Origin of the sequence: Cyclobacterium salsum (assembly GCF_010119245.1) — a bacterium.
GTDB classification, from domain to species: Bacteria; Bacteroidota; Bacteroidia; order Cytophagales; family Cyclobacteriaceae; genus Cyclobacterium; species Cyclobacterium salsum.
The window spans coordinates 132,668-150,073 of the sequence record NZ_WNKG01000007.1 but is presented as its reverse complement, the minus strand read 5'-3'; the positions used below and the strand labels follow the sequence as shown (position 1 = coordinate 150,073).

The 17,406-nt window shown below is 46.7% G+C and carries 12 protein-coding genes; 3 read left to right on the top strand and 9 right to left on the bottom strand.

The features are described from left to right. Positions 1 to 40 precede the first annotated feature (40 nt). Together GJS45_RS13760 and GJS45_RS13755 are read left to right on the top strand one after the other, a co-directional pair. Entirely contained in the window at positions 41 to 301 is a 261-nt protein-coding gene (locus GJS45_RS13760) for a KilA-N domain-containing protein (protein WP_162342437.1), read from the top strand. 139 nt (positions 302 to 440) lie between these two features. Beyond that, positions 441 to 1,043, top strand: coding sequence for a KilA-N domain-containing protein (locus GJS45_RS13755; protein ID WP_449506091.1), 603 nt, complete (start codon positions 441 to 443; stop codon positions 1,041 to 1,043). 229 nt (positions 1,044 to 1,272) lie between these two features. On the opposite strand, the gene GJS45_RS13750 is transcribed toward GJS45_RS13755, so the two are convergent. From GJS45_RS13750 to GJS45_RS13710, 9 genes are all read right to left on the bottom strand, one after another. Further along, positions 1,273 to 1,911 carry a lipoprotein signal peptidase gene (locus tag GJS45_RS13750; protein WP_162342435.1) on the bottom strand — a complete coding sequence of 213 codons (639 nt, stop codon included), beginning with the start codon at positions 1,909 to 1,911 and terminating at the stop codon, positions 1,273 to 1,275. A 2-nt stretch (positions 1,912 to 1,913) separates the two neighbouring features. Further along, positions 1,914 to 5,288, bottom strand: a complete 3,375-nt coding sequence (gene ileS, locus GJS45_RS13745; protein ID WP_162342434.1) for an isoleucine--tRNA ligase — start codon at positions 5,286 to 5,288, stop codon at positions 1,914 to 1,916. Positions 5,289 to 5,486: 198 nt separating this feature from the next. Continuing rightward, the gene (locus GJS45_RS13740) at positions 5,487 to 6,809 is read right to left on the bottom strand and encodes an apiosidase-like domain-containing protein (RefSeq protein WP_162342433.1); all 1,323 of its coding nucleotides are present in this window, start codon (positions 6,807 to 6,809) and stop codon (positions 5,487 to 5,489) included. Next, positions 6,788 to 7,711, bottom strand: coding sequence for an alpha/beta hydrolase (locus tag GJS45_RS13735; protein WP_162342432.1), 924 nt, complete (start codon positions 7,709 to 7,711; stop codon positions 6,788 to 6,790). The genes GJS45_RS13740 and GJS45_RS13735 overlap by 22 nt, the downstream gene beginning before the upstream one ends. Positions 7,712 to 7,729: 18 nt before the next feature. After that, positions 7,730 to 9,061 carry an FGGY-family carbohydrate kinase gene (locus GJS45_RS13730; protein ID WP_162342431.1) on the bottom strand — a complete coding sequence of 444 codons (1,332 nt, stop codon included), beginning with the start codon at positions 9,059 to 9,061 and terminating at the stop codon, positions 7,730 to 7,732. A gap of 41 nt (positions 9,062 to 9,102) precedes the next feature. Next, positions 9,103 to 10,386 (bottom strand): TIM barrel protein, encoded by a 1,284-nt coding sequence (locus GJS45_RS13725; protein WP_162342430.1) that lies wholly within the window; start codon positions 10,384 to 10,386, stop codon positions 9,103 to 9,105. 9 nt (positions 10,387 to 10,395) lie between these two features. Then, a complete protein-coding gene (locus tag GJS45_RS13720) occupies positions 10,396 to 12,504 on the bottom strand; it encodes a bifunctional aldolase/short-chain dehydrogenase (protein ID WP_162342429.1) in 2,109 nt (702 codons plus the stop codon). 216 nt (positions 12,505 to 12,720) lie between these two features. Continuing rightward, complete coding sequence (locus GJS45_RS13715) at positions 12,721 to 13,497, bottom strand: SDR family NAD(P)-dependent oxidoreductase (protein WP_162342428.1); 777 nt, start codon at positions 13,495 to 13,497, stop codon at positions 12,721 to 12,723. A gap of 64 nt (positions 13,498 to 13,561) precedes the next feature. Continuing rightward, complete coding sequence (locus GJS45_RS13710; protein ID WP_162342427.1) at positions 13,562 to 15,277, bottom strand: IlvD/Edd family dehydratase; 1,716 nt, start codon at positions 15,275 to 15,277, stop codon at positions 13,562 to 13,564. A 344-nt stretch (positions 15,278 to 15,621) separates the two neighbouring features. Between GJS45_RS13710 and GJS45_RS13705 the strand changes: the two genes are divergently transcribed. Next, complete coding sequence (locus tag GJS45_RS13705) at positions 15,622 to 17,364, top strand: GMC oxidoreductase (RefSeq protein ID WP_162342426.1); 1,743 nt, start codon at positions 15,622 to 15,624, stop codon at positions 17,362 to 17,364. Positions 17,365 to 17,406 lie beyond the last annotated feature (42 nt).

Here is a 17,406-nt window from a genome sequence, read left to right as displayed (position 1 = left end):
GAAATTATCATTTCTGAAAGTTTTTCAAAGTGAGCGATTAATGGCAAAGAATAAGAAAATAACGATTGAAGGAGCAGAAATCACAGTCTTATCTCAGGATGCAGACGACTACATTTCCCTGACGGATATGGCTAGAACTCAGTTGCAGGATGTAGTCATCATAAAGTGGTTAAGCCTGAAGAGCACGATTGAATATCTTGGGGAATGGGAGTCACTCTACAACCCGGATTTTAATTATACCGAATTCGGTACAATTAAAAATGCAATCAGGATAAATTCTGGTGATTTAATTTTTAAATGATGGCAAAAAATAAACTTATAAAAGTAAAGGGGAAGGAAATCACCCTTTTTTTTGTACAAAAGCGGATGACTACATTTCGCTTACTGATATGGCCCGGTACCGGGATGCTGAACGCACCAACTATATTATCCAAAACTGGATGAGAACCCGAAGCGCCATTGAGTTTTGTGGACTTTGGGAACAATTGAACAATCCCGACTTTAAAAGCATCGAATTCGATGCTTTTAAAAATCAATCAGGTGCCAACAGCTTTGCCCTTACTCCTCAAAAATGGATAGAGGCTACCCATGCCATCGGAATCATTTCCAAGTCAGGCCGGTATGGTGGCACTTTTGCTCACCGGGATATCGCTTTCGAATTTGCCACCTGGATCAGTGCCGAATTCAAGTTTTATCTAATCAATGAATTCCAGCGGCTCAAAGAAGAGGAAAGCGATCGACTTAAACTCGAATGGAACTTTCAACGCACACTGGCCAAAGTAAATTACCATATCCACACAGATGCTATCAAAGAAAACCTGATTCCTGAAAAACTCTCAAAACAGCAGGTTTCCTTCATCTATGCCAATGAAGCAGATGTATTGAATGTTGCCCTGTTTGGTAAAACGGCTAAACAATGGCGCGATCAAAACCCTGATCTAAAAGGGAATATTAGAGATTATGCCTCGCTAGAGCAATTGGTGGTGCTCTCCAACATGGAAAGCCTGCCTGTATTCGGCAGACAGGTGTCAATGCCATGCTGATCCATCAGGGGATGGAACAACCGGAACGGTTGACACAACTCAATCAAATGGCTATCACACAGATCAAATCCCTGCTGAAGCATAAAGACCAGTCGAAAAAACTGAGGTGATGATGAATAATCGGTTTTGAGTGATGGACTTTGAAATCAAAATTGATTATATTGCTGCTATAGCTATTGTAATAGGGAATTACCTTGGCTGGGATTCACCTAAATTACTTCAGAAGTTCCTATGCCTTTTTTTCATCGATAAATTGCCGCTGCACCTCGTCTTCTTCCTCTTCATTGGCATCATTTTCTTCAAAAAACCTTTTCTGGTAGAGTAGAATGATCGCCACGCCGACGAAAATGGAGGCATCCGCGATGTTAAAAATGGGCCAGAGCGCTGTATAGCTTCCCCCCATCAATGGGACCCATTCCGGAATAAAGCCTTCCCAGATATCAATGTAAAACATGTCGATTACCTGACCGTGAAACCAGGGGCTGGGGGCATCGAAGGGCGCATTTCCCAACCAAACCCCGTAAAACACACTGTCAATTAAATTTCCAACTGCTCCGCCTAAAATCATGGATATGCAGACGATGTATCCCGGGTGCGCCTTTTTTTGGATTAGGGCATACAGGTAATAGCCAATCCCAAACATGGCAATCAACCGAAAACTAGTAAGGATTAACTTTCCATATTCCGAACCCAGTTGCATGCCAAATGCCATGCCCGGATTGGTGGTATAGTGCAGTTTAAACCAATCTCCAAAAACCTTGATTTGCCCTACGGTGCCGAAATCCATACCATTATGCACCAGCATTTTTACTGCCTGGTCCAGGAGGATCACAATAAGGGTGATGCCAAAATACTTCAAATAGTTCATAGCTAAACTTTCTCTATGGTAACGGAGAGTGTGTACTCATCCATTTCCAGTACGGTTGGATTATTTAATTCGTTTTCCATTTGCAATGCTAACGCCTGGGTTTCGGTTTGGATATAGTCCGAAAAATGGTTCAATGCGCCGCTTACCAGTTGATCGGATGCGGCCGCTTTGATACGAATTTTATCCTGAACTTCCAGACCGAGATCCTTTCTCAGGTTTTGGATCCTGTTTACAAAATCCCGGGCAATTCCCTCTTCCTTCAATTCAGTAGTGAGGGTCACATCTAGTGCTACCGTCAGTCCGTTATCACTGGCTACCGACCACCCCGGAATATCCTGGGATTGTATCAATACCTCTTCCAGGGTAATGATTTCCTCAGATCCATCGAGGGCCATTGTCATCAGACCGTCTTTCTCGATACGGGCAATTTCTTGCTTACCCCATTTTTGAATCGCTTGGTTGACCAGTTTCATTTTCGGACCGAATCTTTTTCCCAAAAGGGCAAAATTGGGTTTGATACTTTTTACCAGAATACCAGAGGTATCGTCGATGTAGTCTATGGATTTGACATTAACTTCGGATTTGATCAACTCTTCCACGTGTTGGATGTAGGCTTGCGTTTCCGCTTGTAACACCGGAATGAGGATTTTCTGAAGGGGTTGCCTTACTTTCAGTTTCTCTTTTTTTCTCAGCGAATGTACCAGAGAAGAGATCTCCTGAGCCAGTTGCATGCTGTTTTCCAATTGCCCATTAATTAGTTCATCCTCCATGGTTGGCCAGTCTGTCAAGTGTACCGAAAGGGGGCTTTTATCAAGGCTTTCGGTAAGGTTTTGGTAAAGCCAATCGGCATAAAAAGGTGCCACAGGAGCCATTAACTTGGACAGCATCTCGAGGCATTCGTACAGGGTTTCGTAAGCAGCCTGCTTATCGGCATTCATGTCTCCTCTCCAAAAGCGTTTTCTGGCCAGCCGCACATACCAGTTAGACAGCTGGTCCACGGTAAAGCTCATAATGGCACGGGTGGCCGGTGTAACGTCGTAGGCTTCATACGCATCCCCGGTTTCCCGGATCAGCGATTGCAGTTTGGAAAGGATCCATCGATCCAGTTCCGGTCTGTTTTTTACTGGAATCTTCGTATCCTTCCGGTAGACAAAGTCATCCAGGTTGGCGTAAAGGGCAAAGAAATTATAGGTGTTTTGAAGCGTTCCAAAAAACCGTCTCTGTACTTCGGCCACTCCTTCCTGATTAAACTTCAGGTTATCCCAGGGGTTGGCATTGCTGAGCATGTACCAGCGCAAGGCATCGGGACCGAACTCCTTTAACGTCAAAAAGGGATCCACGGCGTTACCCAGGCGCTTGGACATTTTGTTTCCATTTTTATCCAGTACCAGCCCATTGGCGATGACATTTTTGAAAGCCACGCTGTCAAAAAGCATCACGGCCAAGGTATGGAGGGTAAAAAACCAACCCCGGGTTTGGTCAACTCCTTCTGCAATAAAATCGGCCGGGTAATTGGCCTTAAATTGAGCTTCGTTTTCAAAAGGATAATGCCACTGGGCATAAGGCATGGCTCCAGAATCAAACCAAACGTCAATCAAGTCAGCTTCACGAAATAGTTTGTCTCCATTTTCCGCCACCAATACAATATCGTCCACATAAGGGCGGTGCAAATCCGGCTCTTTCCCTTTAAAGGGGGATTCCTTCATGTAGCCTTTAGCTATGGACTGCTCGATTTCTACTTCCAATTCGGCAATCGAACCGATGCATTTGGTTTGGGTACCTTCCTCGTTTCTCCAGATAGGCAAAGGAGTACCCCAATACCGGGAGCGGCTGAGATTCCAGTCAACGAGATTTTCGAGCCAGTTGCCAAACCTGCCGGTTCCGGTGGAATCCGGCTTCCAGTTGATGGTTCGGTTATGAGCTACCAACTGATCCTTATAAGCCGTCGTTTTGATAAACCAGCTTTCCAGTGGATAGTACAAGATAGGCATGTCGGTACGCCAGCAGTGGGGATAACTGTGTTCGTATTTTTCTACCTTAAACGCCTTGTTTTCATTTTTTAATATAATGGAAATGATGACATCCGTACTTTTATAGGATTTATCATTTTCGTCATCCAGAGCATAATTTTTGACAAAAAAGTCATCTTCCCCGAGTGGCTTATGAGCCTGAATGTCGTGCTCCGCCATTTTTGCTTTCAGGTACCGGCCCACTACGGGGAGAAATTTCCCTTTCTTGTCCACTACAGGGATTTCCTGGTCCCGGTCGTCCCGGAGAAATATACCGGGAATGTTTTGCTGGGTCAGGGTTCTGAAATCGTCGGCACCAAAGGCTTTGGCCAGGTGGACAACTCCGGTACCATCTTCGGTGGTCACGTAATCCCCTGCGATGACCGAAAATGCCGGATCTGGAAGGGCCAATTCCGGTATGGGAAATAGTTGTTCGTATTTCAGTCCTAGTAAGTCCTTGCCCTTGAGCTGTTCTACGATCCGGTAAGGGATAATTTTGTCGCCAGGCTTGTAGGTTTCCAAGTCCAACTTGGAACCATCTGGGTGAAAGTAGGTCGACATCCTTTCCTTTGCAAGAATAACGGTTTGCGGTTCAAAGGTATAAGGATTGAAGGTTCGAACTTTCACATAATCCAGTTTCTCCCCTATGGCCAGGGCTGAATTAGACGGAAGGGTCCAGGGAGTGGTGGTCCAGGCAAGGATGTAGAGATTTTCTTCCCCGCGAACCTTGAATTGAGCAGTAATGGAAGTGTCCTTTACATCCCGGTAGCAACCGGGTTGGTTGAGTTCGTGTGAACTAAGACCGGTTCCTGCTGCCGGAGAATAAGGTTGGATGGTGTAGCCTTTATATAGAAGATCCTTGTCGTACAATTTCTTCAGCAGGTGCCACAAGGTTTCGACGTATTTTGCATCGAATGTAATGTACGGATCATCGAGATCTACCCAATAGCCAATTTTTTCGGTCAGATCATCCCATTCATGCTTAAAGCGCATGACGGTTTCCCGGCATTTTTGGTTGTAGGCCTCTACGGAAATTTTGCTCCCGATATCCTCTTTTGTAATTCCTAGCTCCTTCTCTACCTGGAGTTCTACGGGGAGGCCATGGGTATCCCAGCCACCTTTACGTTTGACCTGAAAACCTTTCAGCGTTTTATATCTGCAAAAGACATCTTTGATGGCTCTGGCCATCACATGGTGAATGCCCGGAGTGCCATTGGCAGATGGGGGTCCTTCGTAGAAGGTGTAGGTGGGTGCTCCCTCCCTGTTCGCAACTGATTTTTCAAAAATTTGGTGGCTTTTCCAAAAAGCCAATATATCCTCCCCTATCTTGGGATACGCTACCTGTTTATACTCCTTATATTTTTTCACTGCAAATAGAAACTATTTTCGGTTTTGGTATTCCCTCTTTTTGCTTTTCCAACACTTGACAACTGCCTCAAAAGGAGGCGTAAAGTTAATAGAAAACTAGGGTTTATGTATGGCAATTGTGTAAAAACTACTCAAGAGCTAATCTTCCACTGGATAGTAAAGATACAAACGAGTGTTCCCACAACTTAAAAAACCCGTTTAATCTGTGGATGGTGGGAGATAAGACCATTTTGAAAGGTTGGATTCCTCCAGGATCAACAGCAGCCAGTCTTTCTGTTCGTTGGGAACGGTAAACACAGCGGTCAGCTTCTCTTGTATTTCACGTTGCTCACCGTTTTCAGGATCCAGCCAATAGGCCCGTTTTTTTCTACCGCGGAGGATGCCGGACTTGATTTTGACATTTTTCCCCTGTGGACTGTAGATCAGGATCCAGTCCCTTTTTGCTGTAGAAAGGGCAATTTTTACCGGGTTCCATTTCCAGCTTATCCCTGCGATCACGGAAGGATCCGGTTTCATTTGTTGCCAGGGTAACCTTTCGAATATCTGGCGCAGGATTCCCATATGCCGGGCACCGGGCAAGGCTAAAGCTTCTTTCCAGGAAAATTGCGCACCAAATTTGGCATCGGTCTTTCCGTCGTACATTTGCCAGATTTCATTGCACCCATAGGTATGACCCGCAGCACCAGACAGCAGGTTCCAATAGGCTGCTCTGCGAACGTCTGCTGCTGATAAACGCTGAAAATGCCATTTGTTTAGCAGATTGGGTATGTTTTCGTATCCGGGTTCTCCATCGATCACCGGTCTGACTGGGTTTCTTTTTCTCGCTTTGCGGGTGAATCGGTACTCCCGGAACCCTTTTTGATGTCGGGTTTGGAAAAGGTCTAAGTCCAGCCAGGTAGATTTCCCGAAAAAGTCACTGGCCAGGTAACCTCCATTGGGATGGTAGGTCATGAGCTTATCTGGCTGAAAGCTGCGAATGCCTACTGCCATTTGCTCGACAATGGCTTCATGATCCGCGTTTTCCGGAACCCGGTCTCCGCCCATAATCCAGACAATATGCGGGAAATCCGCATAGCGCTGTCCCAAAAATTCGCCATATTTTCGGGCATTTTCCGGCGTAAAAATTTCCGGTCCAATCCCCCATTTTTTGTTAAATTTATCGCCCCATGTGGGTAGTAAGCCCAGGTACAAGCCCATCTCATGGGCCAATCGGACCACCTGATCCACATGGTTGAAATAAGCTTCGTTGGGTTTTTCCGGGTCATCGTTGTGAAGGGGGGTCTCCCCGGAAGCATTGGGGGAATGCAATCCATCCAATTCGGCAAGGATGACGGTTTGGATAATTGTGAAACCAATCGCTTTCCGGTTTTGAAAATAGAACTCGGTTTCCTCAAGGTTTAGCCGATGTAGTAGTTCCCAGGCAGTATCTCCTAACCATAGAAACGGAGCCCCATCGGATTTTTCCAGATAGCGCGCATTTTCACTTATTTTTAGCGGCTTCACGGCAAGTGTTGTATCCATTGGATACAACTTTCCATCCATCCTTTTTGGGTACCTTCTTTATTAATGGAAAGCGAGAACCCGTGCCCTCCGGTAGGGTACAAATGCATTTCCACCGGAACTTTCTTTTCCAACAATCCCTCATACATCAGCAGGCTGTGTTGCACCGGTACGGCGGTATCATCCTGAGAATGAAAAATAAACGTTGGCGGGCTGTCGGCCCTGACTTGCTTTTCGTTACTGAAATAGGTCACCCATTGTTGGTCCGGATCTTCACCAAGCAGGTTATTTCTGGAGCCGATGTGGGTGATGTGTTCCGTAAATGAAACCACGGGATAGCCCAGAATCATAAAGTCCGGTCGGCTGGATTGGTGCTCGATGGCATCCTCGTCGCCTGGATTGCCTGAATCGAAGTGGGTGCCCAGGGTGGAGGCCAGATGGCCCCCTGCTGAGAAGCCCATGATTCCAATCTGGTCCGGGTCAATTCCCCAGGCTTCTGCATGGTGCCGAACCATGCGAATGGCCCGTTGCCCGTCGGCCATGGGTACCACATGAGATTGTGTCTGCGTTTCAGTGGAAGGAAGTCGGTATTTGAGGACGATACCTGCAATTCCGTGGCTGTTTAGCCATTTGGCGATGTCCAGCCCTTCCCAATCGTAAGCCAGTACACCGTATCCGCCTCCCGGGCAAATAATAACGGCTTTGCCGGTAGCCGATCGTTTTGCCGGCAAAAACACCTGGATTTGGGGGTTTTGAACCTTACTGATTACCAGAATATCGTTTTCCTGGGTGATTTCCGTGATATCCGTTTCTTTTTGAAAAGGCACTTCTCCCGGATAAATATCCAGGGTAAGGGGAGTCGTTTGTGCCAGGGAACTACCGGTAAGCATAAGCAAAAAGGCAACTAAGGTCAGTTTATTCATGGTCCTTTGCAATGGGTTTTAGGAAAACGCTTTTAGCATCAAGGCTGCTCCATAGGCAGAACCCAGGGGAAAATCCGAAAAAACCAACTCATAGTCTTCCAACAGTTCGTTTAAAAACCGGATGAACACCTTATTATGCACAAAGCCTCCGTCAATATACACTTTTTTTGTATCCGAAGCACCTTTGGCCATCATCAACGAGGCTACCTGCATTCGGGCTAAACCAAATACCAGGTGGTGATACGCCGTCTCAAAATCGGGAAAGCCTGCAATTTCCCAATGGTTCTCGGGGAATACTTCTTTCACCAAAGGCGTTCTTGCAATGGTTTCCGGATAAAATGTGCCCTCCGTTTCACCGCTTAGTAAGGACCGCACCAGGCCTTCATTTGGAAGAATATCTTTGTAATATTTGGCTTCTTTTTGAAAATGGCCATTTATTTTTTCCAATTGCTTATCCAGTTCGTAGCCCAGAAAAAAACGGCTGGCCTTTACCGTTTTGCCGTGGATGGAAAGGAAGTTCAAACAATCGTTTTGTAATTCCGCAGTGGTTAGCTCTCTCTTTGGAAAAGGGTTGAGTGTGATGCTCCAGGTCCCTGTAGAAATCAGGACAAAGGGCTCCTTGATTTTGATCAGGTAGGAAGCCAACGCGGAGGAGCTGTCATGAATTCCCACGCCCACCTGAACTTTTTTACCACAAATTACTTTTTCGAAGCTTTGCGTAGTAGGAACCTGCCTGGGTAGGATCTTATCAATTTCTTCCTCATATACCCAGTCGTGGTAATCGCCTTTCGGAAAATCCCATAATTTGGTATGGCAGCCAATGGAAGTGGGTTCGGTAACGGGCTCTCCGGTAAATAAATACGAAATGTACTGCGGTAAATGAAGGGCGTATTTTATCTTCCGGTAGGTTTCCGGCTTTTTCTTCTTCAACCAATATAATTGCAAACCCGAATTCAACATCCCCAGGGTCGGGGATGCGGTAGTTTGATTGATGCTGGCTTCCGGGTAGCGCCCGTAAAATTCGTTGTGCAGGTCTTCCGGAAAATCCTTGAGGTAATTGTAAATCGGTGTCACGGGTTTTCCATCTTCACCAATAGAAACAAAAGAAGCCCCATAGGTAGAAAAATTCAGTGCTTTTACATCGTATTTCGGATTCCTGCACAGCTCTTCTACGGTATCCTTTGCCCATTGGGTGATTTTATCCAAATCATCGCATTCTTCTCCATCTTCATCTTTGATCGTAGGAAATTTGACATAGGTTTCATTGATCTCGTTGAGCTGTTCATCAAAGAGAAAGAATTTTTTATTGGTTTTTCCGATGTCAAAAATAGCGATTACCGGTTGGGGCATTGTATAGTCAATTTAGAATGGAAGAAATGAGCGGCTTTCATTTAGAGACCGGTGGCCTGGCTTTTGCTGCCGCGTTCGAGCACAAGCTTTTTCCGCAGGTCCAGTTTTCGATATGCCGCGACGGGTTGTAGGGCAGCACCTGCCCGAAGCCGAGCCTCGGCAATTAAAGGTCTGGCATCTGTTCGAAATGCGGCCTGAAGAATTTCCTGCGCTAAAACCGGGTCGTTATCCTCCCTGGCACTTTCCAGCGCTTCCCGATCTACCAATAATGCCTGAGCGTAAGCTAGTTGAATGGCTTCTATTGATTGTAGCAAGTCTTCCATGGGATCTTTCAGGTTATGGCTGGCATCAATCATCCAGGCAGGCGAAGGATTCGCAGACTGATTGTCCTCCATTCCCGCTACCAGCTCATTGAAGATCAAAAATAACTGATAGGGTTTCATGGCTCCGACCGTCAGGTCATCGTCCCCGAATTTGGAATCATTAAAATGAAACCCGCCCAATTTTCCCTGCATCATCAGTGTGGCGACAATTTGCTCTATATTGGTATTGGGAAGGTGGTGACCCAGGTCTACCAGGGTAAATGCCCGATCACCCAATTGAGAAGCAAGTAAATGGGAAGTGCCCCAGTCCTGAATAACCGTATGGTAAAAGTTGGGTTCAAAAGGCTTGTATTCGACAAATAGCTTCCAGTCCGTTGGCATGCCAGCGTATATTTCCTTCAGGGATTCCAAGGTTCGCTGCAAGGCTTTTCGGAAATTCATTTGACCGGGAAAAGAAGAACCATCTGCCAGCCATACGGTCAAGGACTTGGATCCGAGCATTTCCCCGTAACGAATGACTTCCAGGTTATGGTCAACGGCTTGTCGCCGAACTCGGGCATCAGTATGACAGAGCGAACCAAACTTATAGGATCGTTCCTGTTCCGGCTGATCCTGAAAGGTATTGGAATTGACCGCATCAAAGAGCAGCCCGTTTGCGGCGGCCAGCGCTTTGATTTTTTCCACATCTCCAGGTATATCCCAGGGAATGTGTAAAGAGATGGCTCCGGAGCCTGCATTTAAAGCATGCAGCGTTCCCACATCGGTTATTTTCTCTTCCAGCGAGCGGGGCTCACCGCCACCGGGAAATCTGCCGAATCGGGTGCCACCAGTACCTAGTGCCCAACTGGGAATTGCCACCTGGAATTCCTGAATTTTAGGGATTAGTTTATCTGCCTCAAGGTTTTGAGCTTTCAACCGTTGGCTTAGATACTCAAAACTCTCCCGGTGTTCCGGGAGAGCTTGATCATTGAGTAATCGGATTTGATTTTTATCTAGTTGCATACGACAGATTTATCTCACGAAAGCGGCCGCAACTCCTCCATCTACATTCAGGATGTTGCCGGTGCTTTTACTTAGATGGCCACCTACAAAAGCAAAAACGCCATTGGCAATGTCCTCTACACCGATAATTTCATTCATGATGGTTCGCTTGGCATAAAAGGCTGGAAGCTCTTCCACTGTGATGCCATAGGCTTTTGCACGGCCTTTGGCCCACTCGCCTTCCCAAATTTTGCTGCCTTCTATTACCGCGTCAGGGTTAACCACGTTGACTCGGATCTTATCTTTGCCAAGTTCAGCGGCCAATAGTCGGCTCATATGTACCTGTGCTGCTTTTGCTGTTCCGTACCCGACGTTATTAGGTCCGGAAACCAAGGCATTTTTACTGGCGATATTGATGATATCTCCTCCTTTATTCTGAGCGCGTAAGATTTCTACTCCTGCTTTTGATACCGCAAACTGGCCCTTAACCAACACATTTTGAAGAATATCCCAATCTTTTTCGGAGGTCTGTTCAATAGGTTTAGAAATGGCCAAACCGGCACAGTTTACAATGATATCGACACCCCCAAACGTAAGGCAGGCTGCACGAAGCGCTTCTTCGATGTCCTCCATTTTGGTAACATCCATAAGGGCTCCTGATCCGGTGTCTTTGTTGTAGGTATCCAGTGCCTGATCCAGGTTGTCTTTATTGATGTCCGTGATAAATACACAGGCGCCTTCTTTGGCTAGTTTGTCCGCAATGGCTTTTCCGATTCCCCCGGCTCCGCCAGTGACAAAGGCCACTTTACGGGACATGGGCTGCTCTTTGGGCATGCGCTGTAACTTGGCCTCTTCCAATAGCCAGTATTCTATATCAAAAGCTTCCTGTAGGGGCAGGGAAACGTATTCTGAAACGGCTTCGGCTCCCTTCATCACGTTAATAGCATTGGTATAAAACTCGCTTGCCACCCGGGAGGTCTGCTTATTTTTGGCATAGGAAAACATCCCTACTCCCGGCCAAAGGATGACCACCGGATTGGAATCTCTCATGGCAGGGCTGTTGGGCCGCTTGTGATCCTCGTAATACTTGGTATAATATTGCCGGTATTCTTCAAATTCCTTTTCCAGATAGGTTTTTACCTCCGACATGTCTGTCAGATCCTTGTCGGCAGGAATATCTAATACCAGCGGTCTGATCTTTGTCCGTAAAAAATGGTCGGGGCAGCTGGTTCCCAACGGGGCTAACTTTTCGAGATCATTGCTGTTGATAAATTCCAGCACCCGCTCGTCGTCGGAAAAATGCCCTACCATCCGGTTAAAACTGGAAGCAAGGCCCCTCAGATGAGGTGCAATCTTTGATGCCTGGGATTTCCTTTCTGCTTCCGGAAGGGAGGTCACTTTTTGTCCGCCGAATACGGGACGTTTCTTTCCGTAGTTTTCTTCGAGGAACTGAGAAGCTTTATCAATTACTTCCAGGCTATTAATGTAGCAGTCATAGGAAGTCTCGCCCCAGGTAAAAAGCCCGTGTCCACCGAGCATGATTCCCCGGATGCCAGGGTTTTCTTTCAGCGCCTGATCCAGTTTCAACGCCAGATCAAAGCCCGGTCGCTGCCAGGGCACCCAGGCAATTTGGCCTTCAAATAATTCCTGCGTAATCTTTTCACCTTCTTTAGAAGCAGCTATGGCTATGGCGGCATCCGGATGCAAGTGATCGATGTGCTTAAACGGTAATACCGCATGCAAAGGAGTGTCAATGGAAGGTGCTTTGGAGTCAAGATCGTAAATACAATGGTTAAATAACGCCACCATTTCGTCTTCGAATTCCAGTCCCCGATACACATTTTTCAGGGCCAACAGTTTGTCCATATACAATCCGGCCAAACCGCTTCTTTTCAGGGTGCCAATATCACCACCGGATCCTTTGATCCACATTACTTCCGTGTCTTTCTTCGTTAGGGGGTCTTTTTCAACGGTTTTGCAACTGGTATTGCCACCGCCATAGTTGGTGATTCTCAGGTCTGCACCCAAAATATTGGACCTGTAGAGCAAAAGGGCGATTTGGTCGTCTCCCAACGCTTTTGCTTTCGCATCGTCCCACAGGTAATCTACGTGTTTAAAAGTGTTTTTTGTAACTGCCATATTTTAAGAAAATAGATTTGATTTTAAGTTAAATTAAGCGAATTTAAATTATTATTAATACTTAACTGTCCTGTTCTATGCTGACTGATTGGTTAAATTCCTGTTACCTATAGGTGAATGTTCACAAAAACCATTCAAATTCCATTAAAATAACCTGAATACCGTAAAATTTTAATAAAAAAGCCGTTTTTGACTACCTTCTATCCGATAGATCCCTTATTCATAAGGTGAGGGGCTGGTAGCGGTCCATCCCCCATCGATGACCAGGCTTTGTCCCGTAATATGTCTTGCCTGGGGCGACACCAAGAAGGCAACGGCTTCGGCAATATCCACCGGGTGGGCGGGTTTACCCATGGGAGTAATCCTAGACCAGGTTTCTTCGTACCCCTCTTCCTGAGCAGTCCGCTCCGTGATGGTCGCTCCCGGGGCAATCGCATTTATGTTTATCCGGTGTGGAGAAAGTTCCAATACCAGCGTTTTTGCCAGCATTTCCAAGGCAGCCTTACTCATTCCGTAAGCCGCCAGGTTTTTGTGTGCCTGGTGCCCGGTTACCGACGACATAAACAGCAGACTTCCGCCGCTCTTTTGAGCAATCATTTGTTTCGAAGCTGCCTGAGCCAGAAAGAAACCACCCACCAAATTGAGCTGCAGTACCTTATTAAAATCTGCCTCCCTGTAAGTCAAAAACTCCCCGAAAACGGTAATGCCTGCATTGGCGATCGCTATGTCCAGGGAACCAAATTCGGAAACGGTCTCGTTCACCAGCCGGGTGATAAAACCCGTATCGGACGCATCTCCGGCAAAGCCCTTGCAATAATCAGGAAATTCCCGATTGATTTTTGCTACAGCTTTGTCAGTAATTGGCGGATCGAGATCATTTAGCATTACGTAAATTCCTCTGGAGGCCAGCAGGCGACAAATTTCATAGCCAATCCCTGTTCCGGCTCCAGTGACCAGCGCCACCGGTTGGGAGGATTTTTCGTGCGCATTCATTTAGCTTATAGGATTTGTAGGTTTGTTAGAATGGGCATAAATGCCCTTCCAAAATAGAGGACCATTAGTGTGAATCTTTGGTAACCTCGCTGCCAGAATTTCCTTTCAGAAAATCCAGATCTGCTCCCAGGTTAGCCTGCTCTACATGTTTGACGTATAAGCTTACATAACCTCTTTCAGTCATTGGAGCAGGTTTCTTCCAGGCGGCTTTTCGCTGCTGGAGTTCTTCGTCTGATACCAGGAGATTTAGCTTTCGGTTTTCCACATCTAATTCAATCTGGTCTCCATTCTGAACGACGGCGAAGTTTCCGCCCTCCGCTGCCTCTGGTGTGGCATGCAGAACGACGGTTCCGAAACCTGTTCCGCTCATTCGCCCATCAGAAATACGTATCATGTCCTTGATTCCTTTGGCCAAAACCTTGGGAGGGAGTCCCATATTTCCCACTTCCGGCATGCCAGGGTAGCCCTTAGGTCCTACATTCTTCAATACCATGATGGAATTTTCATCGATATCCAGATTCGGATCGTCGATTTTGTTTTTATAATCGTCGATGTCCTCGAAAACCACCGCTTTTCCCGTATGCTTCATTAATTCGGGACTGGCAGCAGAGGGTTTGATGATGGCTCCTGTTTCACATAGATTGCCATTGAGCACCACGATTCCAGACAGGGGATTAAAGGGCTTATCAATGGTAGCAATTACGTTTTCATTGTAATTTTCAAAACGTTCGTTGATTTTACCAATTGCCTGCCCGGTTACCGTAATGGCCTCATTATGCAAATGATCCTTTAATTGTCGGATGACGGGTGGTAGGCCACCTGCATAATAGAAATCTTCCATGAAGTAGGTTCCCGAAGGCTGCAAATTGGCCAATAGGGGAATTTTGGAAGAAAATTTGTCAAAATCCTCAAGTGTAAGTGGAATCCCCATTCTACCCGCAATGGCAAGCAAGTGAATAACAAAATTGGTGGATCCGCCAATGGCTGCATTTACCATAATAGCATTTTCGAAGGCTTTTCTTGTCAGAATATCCGAAAGCTTCAGATCATTTTCCACCATTTTTACAATCTCCATACCTGAAAGGTGCGCCATTACCTTTCTTCCCGTGTCGGGTGCCGGAATGGCGGCATTTCCCGGAAGGGAAAGCCCCAGCGATTCTACCATACAAGCCATGGTGGAAGCAGTGCCCATCACGCCACAGTGTCCATCGCTTCTGCAAAGTCCGGATTCGGCCACGTATAGGTCTTCCTGGCTCATTTTTCCTGAGCGCGAATCCTCACTAAAGCGCCAGATATCAGAGGTGCTAATTTCGGCGCCTCTGTATCTTCCGGTTAGCATGGGTCCGCCGGAGACCACGATGGTAGGGAGGTTTACACTGGCAGCCCCCATCACCAGGGAGGGAGTAGTTTTGTCACAACCACACAATAGTACCACGCCATCCAGTGGATTGGCCCGAATGGACTCTTCCGTATCCATGCTGGCAAGGTTTCTATAGAGCATGGCGGTGGGTTTCATCACCGTTTCGCCCAGAGACATGACGGGAAATTCCACCGGGTATCCTCCTGCCTCCAGGATTCCTTTCTTCACAAATTCGGCAAGCTCCCGGAAATGGGAATTGCATGGGGTAAGTTCCGACCAGGTATTGCAGATACCGATCATGGGTTTTCCTCCCAGTTCGTGGGTGGGTATTCCCTGTTTTTTAAACCAAGACCTGTAGATCAGGCCGTCTTTGCCGGTTTTACCAAACCAGCCCTGGCTTCTCCGTTCCTTTTTCTTCATCTTTTTGGATTCTATTGTCAATATAGAAAAGTGACTTCCATTTGAAGGGTAGTCCTTTTGTTCGATTGAAAGTATAAGATTAGTAAATGTTTGGGCAAAATAAAATTTTACAATTTAAAAATCGTCTTCCGGACAGGGGATTTCAATTCAACACCTGATCCTAAGCATTTTCAGAATTTCCCGGAAACCTTATTCCGGTATTTTCAACGTATTATTCCAAGGATTCAGCAACCCTTTTTGGTTTGCCAGGTTTTTGGGATAGGATTCTGAGGGCAGATGATGAAAATTTAGGGAGAATCCCCTATTTTAGGCCGTCAATTAAAATAAACATCAAATCAATACCAATGAGTTTTGAAATCCAATCATCCATGGACAGCTACGATGTCATCATAGTAGGCTCCGGTGCCGGGGGCGGAATGGCCAGTAAGATCCTTTCAGAGTCCGGTTTAAGTGTGGCGGTGGTAGAAGCAGGAAGTGACTTTGACCCGGCTTTGGAGGAATACCGCACCCAACTTCGCTGGCCCTGGGAATCCCCCAGAAGGGGCGCAAACACCGTGAGAGCCTTTGGCGATTTTGATGCTGCCTACGGTGGATGGGAAATTGAGGGAGAGCCCTACACCCGAAAGGACGGTACCCAATTCGATTGGTTCCGTTCCCGAATGGTGGGCGGAAGAACCAATCATTGGGGTAGAATCTCTCTGCGATTCGGGCCGGATGATTTCAAAAGGAAAGATATTGACGGGCTGGGAGATAACTGGCCCATAGGATATGAGGATGTAAAACCCTATTACGACCGGGTAGACCAAATCGTAGGTGTTTTTGGTACCAAAGAGGGAATTCGCAATGAACCGGACGGTTTTTTCCTTCCTCCCCCTAAGCCACGCCTGCACGAGCTGGCGTTTATGGAAGGAGGAAAGAAGATAAATCTGCCAGTCATTCCCTCGCGGATTTCAGTCTTGACCCGACCGGTAAATAACGAGCGCGGAGCTTGTTTTTTCTGTGCGCAATGTAATCGGGCTTGTCAGGTTTACGGGGATTTTTCTTCTGGAACGGTCTTGGTAAAACCGGCCATCAAGAAAGGCAAGGTAGACTTGTATACCTATGCAATGGTTCGCAAAGTAACCACCGACGAAAAAGGAGCGGCTACTGGAATTTCCTATGTGAGCAAGGTGGACATGCAGGAATACAAGCTCAAGGCCCGGGTAGTGGTTTTGGGAGCGTCTGCCTGTGAAAGCGCGCGGATCATGATGAACTCCAGTTCACCACAGCATCCCAACGGAATTTCCAATAGCAGCGGTACCCTGGGTCGGTACCTGCACGATTCTACCGGTGCCAGCCGCTCGGCACTCATGCCTTCGTTTTTGGGAAGAGATAAGTACAATGAAGACGGGGTAGGTTCCATGCACGTCTATACTCCCTGGTGGTTGGATAATAAAAAGCTTGATTTTCCCAGAGGATATCATTTGGAATTTGGAGGAGGCATGCGAATGCCTAACTATGGATTCGGTTTTGGCATGGACTCCATGAGAAACTACCTCAAGGATGAATTTGGAAAACCCCGGCCAAACGGTGGCTATGGTGAAGGATTGAAAGAGGACATTCGCAGTGTCTATGGTGCCACGGTAGGTATTGCGGGCCGGGGAGAAAGCGTGCCCCAATACGACAACTATTGTGAAATAGACCCTCATACGGTAGATAAATTTGGAATTCCGGTACTTCGCTTTCATTACAACTGGACCGACTATGAGGTGAAGCAGGCCCGGCACATGCAGGAGACCTTCGAAGAAATCTTTGATGCCATGGGTGCTCAGGTAATGGGCAACAAACCTGGTGCGGACAACCAATACGGCCTGGCTGCTCCCGGACGTATCATTCACGAAGTCGGTACGGTACGTATGGGAAATGATCCCAAAACATCGGTTTTGAATAAGTATTCTCAGGCCCATGAATGCAACAACCTGTTTGTGGTAGATGCCGGCTCTTTTGTGTCCCAGGCGGACAAAAACCCTACCTGGACCATTATGGCCCTTTCCATCAGAACCTCCGAATACATTGTGGACCAGTTAAAGAAGAAAAACATCGGTTAATTCTTCTGTTTTTACAATAAATCAGAAAGACTTCATTAGGAT